The sequence below is a fragment of the Photobacterium piscicola genome (assembly GCF_900166965.1).
Lineage (GTDB): Bacteria > Pseudomonadota > Gammaproteobacteria > Enterobacterales > Vibrionaceae > Photobacterium > Photobacterium piscicola.
The window spans coordinates 1,275,640-1,288,962 of record NZ_FUZI01000001.1; the positions used below are offsets into that span (position 1 = coordinate 1,275,640).

Consider the following 13,323-nt stretch of genomic DNA (forward strand, 5'->3'; position numbering starts at 1 on the left):
AAAAAGCCCTACCCAATAACAACATAATCCAACAATTCATCTATCACTTGTTGTTGAGTCACACCATCAGCTAATGCGTCATAGCTCAACGTAATCCGATGTCCTAATACCGCGTGCGCCATTGCTCGAATATCATCAGGTTCAACATAATCTCTCGCTTGTAGCCATGCATAAGCACGGGCACATTTGTCTAATGCAATTGAAGCGCGAGGACTTGCTCCCACCTCTATCCAACGAGAAAGTGACGATGCTAAATAACGTTCAGGTTTGCGCGTTGCCATCACTAACGCCACAATATAACGTTCGCTAATTTCAGATATTTCCACCAGCGCAAGCTCAGCTCGTGCTTGCATCACAATGGAGGGATCTAATTGAATATTGGTATTAGTATGATTTTTTGTAATCTCAGCGGTTAACTTAGGATCGGTTTCTTCACCGCGCACAAGACGAATAATCTCAAGTTCAGCGTCATCATCAGGGTAATCAACGCTGACCTTCATTATAAATCGATCCATTTGCGCTTCGGGTAGTGGATACGTTCCTTCTTGTTCTACGGGGTTTTGCGTTGCTAACACCATAAAAAGTTCTGGTAATACGTGCGTTTTATCACCGACGGTTATTGTTCTTTCTGCCATCGCTTCCAATAACGCCGCTTGAACTTTTGCGGGTGCGCGGTTAATTTCATCAGCAAGCACAATACTATTAAAAATAGGTCCTGCTTGAAAATGCAATTGCGGTTTACCATTTAATTCTTGATAGACTTCAGTTCCTGTTACATCGGAAGGCAGTAAATCAGGTGTAAATTGAATTCGTCCAAATGAGGTCTGCAAATTATCCGCCAATGACTTAACTGAGCGTGTTTTTGCCGTGCCGGGTAATCCTTCAAGTAAAACGTGTCCCTGCGTTAATAACCCAATAACAAGTGCACGAACCACATCGGATTGACCAATCACCGATGCCTCGACTTGAGAGATAAGCGTTGTAATAGCCTGTTGAGTTTGATTCATGTTTTCTCCTTATGCCCACTTACCTGATGATTGACTACGTATTATCTTAATCAAATCCGCCATAACTATTGGTTATAGACCTCATCAATAAAGCCGTTTTTTGAGTGCATCAATGACATTTTTAGGGGCGTATTGTTCCAACTGAGTAATACAGACTTTTGCTTGTGATGATTTCGCTTTTAACAACAGATCACACTGGGCAAATAAATGTTGCGGATTTGCACTTAAACTGAACGCTGTTGCTAATGCAGTTGCTGCTTGATTGGTATTACTCTGTTCTAGAGAAAGACCATAAACATACCAATATTGCGCATTTTGAGGATCAACGGCTGTCGCTTGTTCAAAATAAGTGGATGCTTGTGCTTTGTCGTTTAGGCGTAGTAATGCAAGACCTGTGCTATAGCGTAATACCCCAGATTTAGGTTGCGCGGTGATCCCTTGTTGCATTAATTCAATACCTTTAACTTCATTGCCTTGCGCTCGATATAAATCAGCAAGATTGACATAGCTATTAACAAAATAAGGCTCAACTTTTATTGCCTTTAAATATGCCTGTTCTGCCTTTTTAAATTCTCCCTGAGCACGATAAACATTGCCTAAGTTCGTCATTCCAAAGCCTCTGTCGGCATTAAATAATTGAATTTCAATGTACTCATCTAATGCTGGAGATAACTTTTCTCGCTGTAATGGGTTCCACTCTGGCCAATATGCCGCTAATGCTCCTGCCGCTTCCGTTCGTACGCCAAGTACCTTATCGGTTAATAACGGCGATAATATCTGCCACCGATCGTAAGCTGAATATCCAGCGGAGCCTTGAATTGCGCCTAAACGTATTAATGGATCGTCATGTTTTATCGCCCGCCCCAAAGCTACGACCGTATTCTTACTTGGAAAAGCACCTAAGCGCTGTAATGCTGAACCACGAATGATCCCCGCTTGTTTTATATCTTGAGCGGTGTAAGACAGTGCATCACCTGCGCCTCGATAATTAATATCTGCGGCATAAAATGCGACCGCAAAATGTTGTTGATTTCGATAAGGTGAATCAGGGAACCATTGACCAACGTGTTTATCTGCCCAAGCATCATCTTGTTGTTGATGACATTGAGTACAGACATTGGGGGTACCAATATTTTTACTTAAATCAGGACGGGGAATTTGCCAACTATGATCACGCCGTGCGTCCACTCCCATATACGTCGTTTCAGGCATATGGCAAGTGGTACATTGTGACGCTTCCGTGTTTGCTTTATGAAAAGTATGTTTTTCGGGCGTATATTCAGATGCTATATGGCATTGACTACAGACGGCCTGCTCAGGAATCTCTAATTTGGTTGAATGCGGATTGTGACAGTTGGTACAAGTTACCCCTTTTTCAGCCATTTTTGACTGCATGAAAGAACCATAAACATAATCTTCATCATAAATCTGACCATCATTATGGTATAACTCAGACGTAATTAAGCTCGGCAAATAACTGTCTAGCAGTGAACCTTTAACGTGGGCTTGGTCTTCATTTAATTGCACTCGACGACTATGACATTGCGCACACACCGTTATTTGATCTGTAAGTTGAATTTCTTTGGGCTGCAAAGTTGAATGCCCTTCTTTAAACACCCATTCTTTGACAGACTTACTTAAATCACGTTCAAAACCATAATGAGCCGTAGTGTTTTTTTGCTCACTTTTAGCCCATGAAATATGATCACTGGCAGGCCCATGACAAGCTTCACAACCAACGTTTATTTCAAACCATTGGGTGTTATAAGTATTCGTTTTAGCATCATAATTTTTCTTAACATCGGTAGAATGACAATCTGCACACATGAAGTTCCAATTCTGGCCAGTGTTAGTCCAATAAAACGCGTCTGTATTTTCCATTTCAGGATAAAGATGATACCAACGCTGTCCTCCTTGCTCTTGCGCTCTAGCATCCCAAGCAAATGGAATCAATTGAATACGTCCATCGTCAAATTCCACCATATATTGCTGTAGTGGTTCAAAGCCAAAAGTATAACTAATTTTATAATCATGAAACTGGTTATCAGGCCCTTCAATATTGACCCAATATTGATCGCCTTTAGTAAAAAAACGATTCACTTTGCCTTTAAATGTAAACGTTACATCATTAAAATCACCCAACACACTGTTTTTATCAGCGTGTTTCATCGCCATGTCATGATCAGACCCTTGCCATGCCTTAACTTGATCGTTATGACAATCAATACACTGATCACTACCTACAAAATCCGCAGCAAAAGCCGTTGATGTCAACATCATTAGACTTATCCATACTTGGCAAAAAATAGCGAATACTGTTTTATCAATCATATACATCCTTGTATTGATATTAACTAACCCTTTGTATTTAAAATATATTATAGCGATACTTCAGATATAGCTTATATCGGATGAATTTTCCATTTACATTAGTCTTTATGTGAATAAAAGCGGCTTATTCTAGAATGAAAATGGGCCCCGAAGAGCCCAAATATTAGTCAATGCTTAATTACTTATTATGCGGTTGTTGAAGTTTTTCCATTACTTGATCCAAACTAAAACTTGCCGCTTTTTGACGTGGTGGAAACTCTTTAAAGGTTTCTAGATATTTGCCTACATACGCTTGTGCCGGAACAAACATATACGCGTGATCTAATAACCAATCATAGTAAGTATTTGACGTCACATCAGCCACTTCGTATGGGTCCATACGTAAATTAAATAGTTTAGGCACACGTAAGGTCACAAAAGGTTCAGCCCAGATTTGAAGAGTACCTTTCGCGCGTTGCTCCATGAACACGGCTTTCCATTTGTTATAACGCAGCGCCGCTAAATCACCATCATCGGTAAAGTAGAAGATTTCATCACGACGTCCTTTGTCTTCTTTTCCTGTTAAATAAGGTAAGAAGTTATAACCATCAAGATGGTTTTTAAAACTCTTATTACCGAGTTTAGTGCCATCTTTTAGCTCTTCTTTAATCTTGTCATTACCTGCTGCGGCTGCAAATGTTGGTAGCCAATCCATGTGGTGCATAATTTCATTGGATACAACACCAGGCTGAATCTTACCCGGCCAACGAACCATTGCAGGAACACGGTATGCGCCTTCCCAGTTGGTATTTTTCTCACTACGGAACGGTGTTGTACCCGCATCTGGCCATGAGTTCATATGAGGGCCATTATCAGTTGAATAAAAGACAATGGTATTATCTTTAATGCCTAGCTTATCTACCGCTTTTAATAATTCACCAACATGGTTATCGTGCTCAACCATACCATCAGCATAATTACTGATACCGGTTGAACCTTGAAGCTCAGGCTTCACGTGGGTTCTAAAGTGCATACGAGTTGCATTCCACCACACAAAGAAAGGTTTATCCGCTTTCACTGCCCGTCCCATGAAATCAATCGCGGCAGCCGCCGTTTCATCATCAACCGTTTCCATACGCTTACGGGTTAATGGGCCGGTATCTTCGATCTTACCGTCAGCATAAGAATGGATGACACCACGAGGGCCAAATTTTTTACGAAATTCTGGATCTTTAGGGTAATCAATATTTTCAGGTTCTTCCTCGGCATTTAAGTGATAAAGATTACCAAAAAATTCGTCAAAACCATGGTTTGTAGGTAGCATTTCATCTTTATCACCGAGGTGATTTTTACCAAATTGCCCCGTCATGTAACCTTGAGGTTTAAGTACTTCAGCAATGGTTGCATCTTCGGCTTGTAAACCAATATCAGCGCCAGGTAATCCGACTTTACTTAATCCAGTACGAAGCACCCCTTGCCCAGTAATAAATGTAGAACGTCCAGCGGTACACGATTGCTCACCATAATAATCGGTAAACATCATTCCTTCTTTGGCAATACTATCAATATTAGGCGTTTTATATCCCATCAGACCAAAGGTATAAGCACTAATATTAGATTGCCCAATATCATCGCCCCAAATAACTAATATATTTGGCTTTTCTGCTGCAACAGAATAGCCAGAAGCGCCCATCAAAACGGCCGCTAAAATACTTAATCGGCGTTGAGTTCCCTTTCTAACTGTCATATAAACTCCTGTATACACGAGTAAAAAACACCTTTAAATGTATAGCTCAGAGAGTACATTTTAGCTAACATAAATTAACACACAGGTCACATTTAACAGCGAAAAAATGCAATAAATAACGCCATTACTGACAATCTTATTAATATCAACAAAATAGATTAGCAATATCCTAAGTACCTATTAAAAATAAACTTATATCACCAAAACATGAGATAAAGCTCTCACTTTTCAGCAATATCACGCTCATCGTAAAAACATATAAAACCAATAAAAATCAATATTTTAATAGAAATAATAACTTTTGGTTATAACGCCTATAAAGCGACGCATTTTTATTACTCACTTAGAGTACCTAAAATTAATCGCAACTAATGGGACTTATGCATGGCGAATCACCTTAATAAAATTGCACTTAGTATTGGACTACTTGCCGCGTCAGGATCAGCAATGGCTGCATCTCAACCGAATATACTTGCCATTTTTGGTGATGATGTCGGTTATTGGAATATCAGTGCTTATAACCAAGGCATGATGGGATATAAAACCCCCAATATTGACAGAATAGCTAATGAAGGGGCACTGTTTACCGATCACTATGGACAACAATCTTGTACCGCTGGACGTGCCGCCTTTATTACAGGTCAAGAACCTTTCCGTACCGGTTTGTTAACTATCGGTATGCCTGGATCGGAGCATGGCATTCCTGATTGGGCACCAACTATCGCTGATCTATTAAAAGATCAGGGTTATATGACAGCACAATTTGGTAAAAACCATTTAGGCGATCAAGATAAACATTTACCAACCAACCATGGCTTTGACGAATTTTTTGGTAATCTTTATCACTTAAATGCCGAGGAAGAACCTGAGACCTATTACTACCCTAAAGATCCAGAATTTCATAAAAACTATGGCCCTCGTGGTGTAATCAAATCTTATGCTGACGGTAAAATCGAAGATACCGGACCAATGACACGTAAACGTATGGAGCATGCCGATGAAGAATTCCTAAGTTCTTCTTTGGCCTTTATGGAAAAAGCCGTTAAAGCTAATAAACCATTCTTTATCTGGCATAACACTACACGTATGCACGTTTGGACACGATTGCAAGAAAAATACCGTGGCGCATCAGGTGTCAGCATTTATGCAGATGGCATGATGGAACATGATGATCAAGTGGGTATTTTATTGGATAAACTTGATGAGCTCGGCATTACTGATAATACTATCGTTATTTATTCCACCGATAATGGCGCTGAAACAGTAACGTGGCCTGATGGCGGTGCTACACCATTTTATGGCGAAAAAGGCACAACATGGGAAGGCGGTATGCGTGTGCCTCAGTTAGTACGTTGGCCGGGCACAATCAAACCTGGAACTAAAATTAATGAAATGATGGCACACCAAGATTGGCTTCCAACCTTACTTGATGCTGCTGGTGTTCCAGATGTAAAAGAAAAACTGGCTAAAGGCTATAAAGCCAATGGCAAAGAATTTAAAGTTCATATTGATGGTTACGATTTCAAACCACTATTTGAAGGCAAAGTAGATAAAGGACCACGTGAATCACTGCTTTATTTCACGGCTAATGGTGAGTTAAATGCAGTGCGCTGGAAAGATTGGAAACTGAATTTCGCCGTAATGGATGGCAATATCTCAAATGCCGTTCGTCAATCACCAAACTGGCCTCAGATTATCCATCTACGTGCAGACCCATTTGAAAAAGCGCCTCATGAATCTGGAATGTATCTACGTTGGATGGCTGACAACATGTGGTTATTCGTACCCATGCAAGACGTATTAGGCCAATTCTTTGAGACCCTGCCTAATTACCCAATGCAGGTAAGTACCCAAATGAATCCTGCTGCCATCAACGCTGAGTCACTTGGATTAAAAGCGAAAATGCAGCAATTAGATAAGCTGCAACAACAAATGGAAAAATTAAACATTAAGTAGTTAATTACAAACAATAAAAAAGCACCATTTCGGTGCTTTTTTTATTTTATCGTAAAAAATAACTGCTATGCCGACTCTTTAACTAAAGCGACAATCGTCCATCCCGCTTTTGCTTCTTGCGTTGAAGTGACGGTAAACGGAACAATATTTTGCTTTAAATCAATCGCAAACAATGGAATAAGTGATGAACCTTTATACTGCTGAAAATAATCTTCCAGTGTAAAGTTATCACTTAATTTAGTGTGTTTAATTTCTCCACCTTGGTTAATTAAACTCGCCAATTTTTTATAACTGATATCATCGCCAAATAGAACCGATCCGCTGTGAGCTTGAGTCGCAGAGTGCTTCTCTAGGCCACTATTATGCCGACGACCATTTAAACGAAAAATATTACGTTGTCCAAAATCTGTTTCATAATGGCTGGCGGCAACTGCATTAAAGTGTTTATCTGGAGTAAGTGCTAACAAATGGCCCACCCCAATTAAATCCAAATATTCATCAGCATGACTAGAGACCGCATTACCATAATAGGTTTCTAAACCGGCCATTCGAGCTGCGCGAATATAATCCCAGTTAGAATCCGTCATCACCACTCGACAGTCGTATTTTTTAAGCGCTAATCCAATTTCTCGCGCAACATCATTAGCGCCAACAATTAAGAAGCCCTTTGGTGATGGTTCAGCAACCCCTAATAAACGAGCAATAGGACGAGCAGTTAAACTTTGTAGTACCACCGTGCCGATAATCACCATGAAAGTAAGTGGTACTAACAGTTGAGCTCCAGCAACACCATCATCGATTAATTTCAATGCAAATAAAGCTGAAATTGCTGCGGCAACAATACCTCTAGGTGCAACCCAAGCTAAAAATAATTTTTCTTTAAATGCTAACTGACTAAACATTGTCGAAATAAAAATAGACGCAGGTCTTGCAACTACTTGAATCACCACAAATAACGTAATAGCCCCCCAACCTAATGCATGGAAATCAGCCAATTGAATACGGGATGCTAGAATTAAAAATAACCCTGAGATTAATAAAATAGTCAGGTTTTCTTTAAAGTGAAGAATATGGCGAATATCAACATCTTTTGCATTAGCAAGCCACATACCCATAACGGTAACAGCTAATAATCCAGCTTCAGATTCAAGCACATTCGCGCCAGCAAACACGCCCAACACAACGGCCAATACAGCAAACGGTTGTAAATATTCTGGTAAAAGATGATTACGCAGCACATAAGCGATAAACCACCCCGCTACAGCACCAATGACGAGTCCAACCAACAGCATTAAACCAAAGACTTCAAGGCTGTGCATTTGGCTACTAGAAACAATAAACTCGTATACGATCACCACAAAGATCGCCCCAATAGGGTCAATCAATATTCCTTCCCAACGTAAAATATTGGCAAGTTTAGCTTGTGGTCTTACTGTCCGTAATAAAGGCACTATCACTGTTGGCCCCGTTACAACAGTCATAGAGCCAAACAGGAACGCCAATGACCAACTGAAATCTAATAAATAGTGCGTTGCAATACTGGTAATAACCCATGTAATAATCGCACCAATAGTAACAATACTTTTTACGTTTTTTCGCACCGTTTTTATTTCAGCAAAGTTTAAGGTTAGGCTCCCCTCAAACAAAATTACGGCCACGGCTAATGAAATCAGTGGAAACAGTAAATCACCAAACAGAATATTAGGGTTAAATATGCCTGTCACAGGGCCAATTAATAAACCAGCAATAAGCAATAATAAAATCGCGGGTAATTTCATACGCCATGCAAGCCATTGACATCCAAGCCCTAGTACCCCAAGGCCTGCAATCGTCAATCCAATCATTTCTTGATGCATAAATGGATACTCTTTAAAAAATACAACACAAATAGCAGCACGATGTCATCCCCTTAAATCATTAGCTTGAGAATGCTAATTTAGAGACAATGTATGCACATACGCTACAATTAAATCACAATACAGATACAATAAACTAGCAACCATTATGATTATTCTGTTTTACAATAACAAAAAAGCCGATGGTGGCTTTATTTACAAAGCACAACATCGGCATAATTATAATGGTTATAAGGGCTGGTATGTCAGTTAACGTAGTTGACGTGAACGGAAGTTACGACCTTTAATACGACCTTTTTCTAATTTTTGTAAAGCCTCACGAGCGACCTCACGTTTAACTGCAACATAAGCACAGTGATCAAATACATTGATCTTACCCACTGCTGCGCCCGCAATACCTTTATCACCTGTTAATGCGCCTAAAATATCACCCGGACGTACTTTTTGCTTCTTACCGCCATCGATCATTAACGTGATCATTTCAGGACGGAAAGTCGGTTGATCTAATAAATTACCGGCAGGTAAAGCTTCGCCTTCAATGTCACGATCAAGGTAATCTTCAAGTAATTTAACTTTGTAATGCTCTTTATCGCTAAATAATGAACATGCAATACCTTTACTACCCGCACGACCAGTACGGCCAATACGGTGAACGTGCACTTCTGTATCACGTGCTAAATGGTAGTTAATTACCATATCAAGATTATCAATATCTAAGCCACGAGCTGCAACGTCAGTCGCCACTAGGATTGATTTACTTTTATTAGAGAACAGAACTAAAGTACGATCACGCTCACGTTGTTCTAAGTCACCATGCAATGCAATAGAACTGAAGCCAAAGTCTTCTAAGTCATCAGACATCTCTTGTGCTTCACGTTTGGTGTTACAGAAGATCACACATGATTCTGGACGATGCTGATTCAATAATAAACGCACAGCATCTAAACGCGCTTCATTACCACTTACTTTGTAAAAGTGCTGTGAGATACTGCTATCGTCATGGCTAGATTCTACTTTTACTTGCACTGGGTTTTTCATGATGCGCTTTGCAATAGAAGCAATTTGATCTGGGTAAGTTGCACTGAATAACAATGTTTGGCGATCACTTGGAGCAGCATCAATAATCACGTCTAATGAGTCTTGAAAACCCATTTCTAGCATACGGTCAGCTTCATCAAGCACTAACGTGTTTAGCTCATCAAGGCATAAGAAACCTTTTTGAACATGCTCTTCAATACGACCAGGCGTACCCACAATAATGTGCGCACCGTGTTCTAATGAACCAATTTGAGGTCCAAATGGCATACCACCACATAAAGTCAGCACTTTAATGTTATGAATAGCACGTGCTAAACGACGAATCTCTTTAGCCACTTGATCGGCAAGTTCACGTGTTGGACATAATACTAACGTCTGTACACGGAAACGTTTTACATTAAGGTTATTTAATAATCCTAAGCCAAACGCTGCGGTTTTACCTGATCCTGTTTTACCTTGAGCAATGACATCCTTGCCATCAATAATAAGTGGAAGACTCTGAGCTTGAATAGGTGTCATTGCTTCATAACCTAAAGAGTCTAAGTTACTCAATAGATCAGAATGAAGATTTAAGGTAGAAAATGCCGTCTGACTCAAAATGATGTCCTGTAAACGTCAACATACCCATCTCACCGTAAAAAGAGGTGTCGATATGCTGTTTAATATAAGGTTGCACGCTATAACACATGCATAAGGGCTGCGACACTAACAGCTAATGACTACGCTGACAATGCTATAAATAAACACGCTTATTTTAGCAAACATAATTTATTTTTGAAAATGCTACCACAGCAGTCCTAATTAGCACTGGCAACCCATCAATAATCCCCCTTTCTTGGCTGACGTTATCCCTGTTACGTATTATAAAATCGCGGCTCATATATACCCGACCAATTTAGTCAGGTATACTGTTTTTCATAAACGTTATCGATTATTACGCCCAATAAAAACAAGGAAATATCATGAGTCAGTATGTTGTTTGTGCTCTGTATAAATTTGTCGATCTAAAGCATTATCTTACATTGCGTCAACCCATGCAGGATCTGATGGAAAAGCATCACATTCGAGGCACCTTATTACTGGCAAATGAAGGCATTAACGGTACTGTTGCCGCTGATCGTAAAGGCATTGATACATTATTAGCATGGTTAAATGCTGATGCCTCCCTCGCAGGTATTGTTTATAAAGAGTCACTTTCGAATTCTCAGCCGTTTAATCGTTGTAAAGTAAAGATCAAAAAAGAGATCGTAACGCTAGGCATTGAAGGGATTGATCCTCGCCATGTTGTAGGCACTTACGTTAAACCCAGTGCATGGAATGATCTTATTGCCGATCCTAACGTATTGGTTGTAGATACTCGTAATGATTATGAAGTTAAAATCGGAACATTTAAAGGCGCAGTTAACCCCAATACCAACACATTCAGAGAATTTCCTGATTATGTTAAAAAAAACATGGATCCGACTAAACATAAAAAAGTCGCGATGTTTTGTACTGGGGGGATCCGTTGTGAAAAATCCACTGCATATATGAAACAACAAGGCTTTGAGGACGTTTACCACCTTGAAGGTGGCATTTTAAAATACCTTGAAGAAGTTTCACCACAAGATAGCTTATGGCAAGGTGACTGCTATGTATTTGATGGCCGCGTCGCTGTAAATCATCAATTAGAACAAGCTGATTATGATATTTGTAACGCGTGTCGATTACCTATTACCGTCGCAGACAAACAATCGAATTTATATGAACAAGGTGTAAGCTGTCCTAAATGCCATGGCCACCACTCTTTGCAACAACTGGCACGATTTAGAGAACGTGAAAAACAGATCGCTTTAGCAATAGCACGCGGTGAGCAACATATTGGTGCTGAAAGTAGCTACCATAAAACACTTCGACGTACAGAAAAGTTGGCTCGAAAAAAAGAACAACGAGGCCAAGATTAACCTCAGTTAATGCAAGTTAAGTTCACTACGTGAAAAATTGCACAACCTACGTTGCTGTGCGATCATAATATTATCGATTTGAGATATCGCTACTCTACCAACGTCTATTATTATTGATGGGTAGAGCAGCTGTGATCCCCTTTACAGCAGGAATTAACCTTTATGAGTCAACAAGACAATGACCTCATCAAAGCAAGTGAAAATAACTTACAAAATGAATTTAATACTCCCCAATTTCAAATTGCTCGAGTACTGAGTATTACATTTAATGTCATTCTAATTCTTGCTCAAATAAAATTACTCAAAGACCACGAAATTGATATAAAAACCTATGGTGTTTTCATTTTTTGTAATATCAGTATATTAGTTAATATCCTTGCACCAAGGCTAACAAAATTAACACTAAAACAAGTAGGTAAGTACACAGCAATACCAACTATCATTAGTGTGTTTTTATTTCTTAGCCAAACCTTCGCTTAGATAGACAATAAATATCTGATTAATCACCTAACGAAATTAAGTGATTAATCAGCTATTGAGTAAAACGATAACAATTAATATTATAACGGTTATTCTCTTTTACTCTTTCCTTTAATAAGCTTTTATATCAAATTTTAATAGCATTCGAGGTAACACATCATCAAGGTTTTGCACATCATTATCATTTAATTCAATGAGATTGAATCCATACTTTGTATACAGATCTTGTTTTATTTTCTTACGACTAGCATATTTAGGATCATCTTCTAATCCCCAAAATTCAATATATACCTTGCCAGTTGGAAGATAAAAATCACAATATAAATCTTCTTCAATCGGTAATTTTCGCTCATAGGCATGTACTATACCCGCCATATATAGCCAATTATCAATCAGCATTTCAGCTTTAGAGCGAACATAATGACCATCAGCGGCACGGTGTTTCGCTTCAAATTTTTGTCTAAAGTTAGATACGGAATTATCGGTACTTTTAACCTCTGCATTTATGCCTGTAATTTCATTAACAGAATGCAGTAAACTGCTATTTTTTAGTACTGTTTCATCCCATATTACATAGGGGATACCCGTACGTGAGTCTTCTTTTTGAACACCACCTAATCGAGAGCCAGATTGACTGACTTTCCAACCTTTTACCGCTTTATTGATCCAGCCTAATTCATCAAGTATTTGGTTTATCTTCTGTGATGATAATTTAAAATGGGTACTTATTTGAGTTGCTGATAGTTTTTTCCCATCAAACAATGGCGTAGTAATAATTTCTAATGCTTCAGGCCAAACGATATACTGTCCAAACTGAGATGATTGTTTATATTCCCCTTGTGCGGCTTTACCAATATCTGTTAACAACCATTCTTTATTATCACGAATAATATAACCAGCTTCAGCTAACTCACTAAATAAATTCTTAGCAACCAACCCCTTTGCTTTTGCTAACTGCGACGTTGATATTTTAGATGTCATCATAC

At 39.1% G+C, this 13,323-nt stretch carries 9 protein-coding genes; 3 read left to right on the forward strand and 6 right to left on the reverse strand.

Annotated features, from left to right (window positions below; translation table 11 throughout):
• Nucleotides 1-8: 8 nt before the first annotated feature.
• The 3 genes from CZ809_RS05795 to CZ809_RS05805 all read right to left on the reverse strand — a co-directional run bounded on the left by CZ809_RS05795 (nt 9) and on the right by CZ809_RS05805 (nt 5,064).
• Nucleotides 9-1,007: an AAA family ATPase gene (locus CZ809_RS05795; protein ID WP_080156426.1), complete on the reverse strand. Its 999-nt coding sequence runs from the start codon at nt 1,005-1,007 to the stop codon at nt 9-11.
• Nucleotides 1,008-1,091: 84 nt separating this feature from the next.
• Nucleotides 1,092-3,287, reverse strand: a complete 2,196-nt coding sequence (locus CZ809_RS05800) for a tetratricopeptide repeat protein (RefSeq protein ID WP_210434274.1) — start codon at nt 3,285-3,287, stop codon at nt 1,092-1,094.
• Nucleotides 3,288-3,516: 229 nt separating this feature from the next.
• Entirely contained in the window at nt 3,517-5,064 is a 1,548-nt protein-coding gene (locus tag CZ809_RS05805; RefSeq protein WP_080156428.1) for an arylsulfatase, read from the reverse strand.
• A 384-nt stretch (nt 5,065-5,448) separates the two neighbouring features.
• On the opposite strand from CZ809_RS05805, the gene CZ809_RS05810 reads away from it, so the two are divergent.
• Complete coding sequence (locus tag CZ809_RS05810; RefSeq protein ID WP_080156429.1) at nt 5,449-7,020, forward strand: arylsulfatase; 1,572 nt, start codon at nt 5,449-5,451, stop codon at nt 7,018-7,020.
• Between the two features lie 65 nt (nt 7,021-7,085).
• On the opposite strand, the gene CZ809_RS05815 is transcribed toward CZ809_RS05810, so the two are convergent.
• A complete protein-coding gene (locus CZ809_RS05815) occupies nt 7,086-8,876 on the reverse strand; it encodes a cation:proton antiporter (RefSeq protein ID WP_080156430.1) in 1,791 nt (596 codons plus the stop codon).
• A gap of 249 nt (nt 8,877-9,125) precedes the next feature.
• On the reverse strand, nt 9,126-10,511 hold the full coding sequence (gene dbpA / locus CZ809_RS05820; protein WP_080156431.1) for an ATP-dependent RNA helicase DbpA: 1,386 nt from the start codon (nt 10,509-10,511) through the stop codon (nt 9,126-9,128).
• Between the two features lie 365 nt (nt 10,512-10,876).
• Between dbpA and trhO the strand changes: the two genes are divergently transcribed.
• Both trhO and CZ809_RS05830 read left to right on the forward strand, forming a co-directional pair.
• Complete coding sequence (gene trhO, locus CZ809_RS05825; protein ID WP_080156432.1) at nt 10,877-11,857, forward strand: oxygen-dependent tRNA uridine(34) hydroxylase TrhO; 981 nt, start codon at nt 10,877-10,879, stop codon at nt 11,855-11,857.
• A 162-nt stretch (nt 11,858-12,019) separates the two neighbouring features.
• Nucleotides 12,020-12,337 carry a fumarate hydratase gene (locus CZ809_RS05830; RefSeq protein ID WP_080156433.1) on the forward strand — a complete coding sequence of 106 codons (318 nt, stop codon included), beginning with the start codon at nt 12,020-12,022 and terminating at the stop codon, nt 12,335-12,337.
• Nucleotides 12,338-12,448: 111 nt separating this feature from the next.
• Here CZ809_RS05830 and CZ809_RS05835 read toward each other — a convergent pair whose 3' ends face one another.
• Nucleotides 12,449-13,318 (reverse strand): glycerol kinase, encoded by an 870-nt coding sequence (locus tag CZ809_RS05835; protein ID WP_144396167.1) that lies wholly within the window; start codon nt 13,316-13,318, stop codon nt 12,449-12,451.
• Between the last annotated feature and the right edge of the window lie 5 nt (nt 13,319-13,323).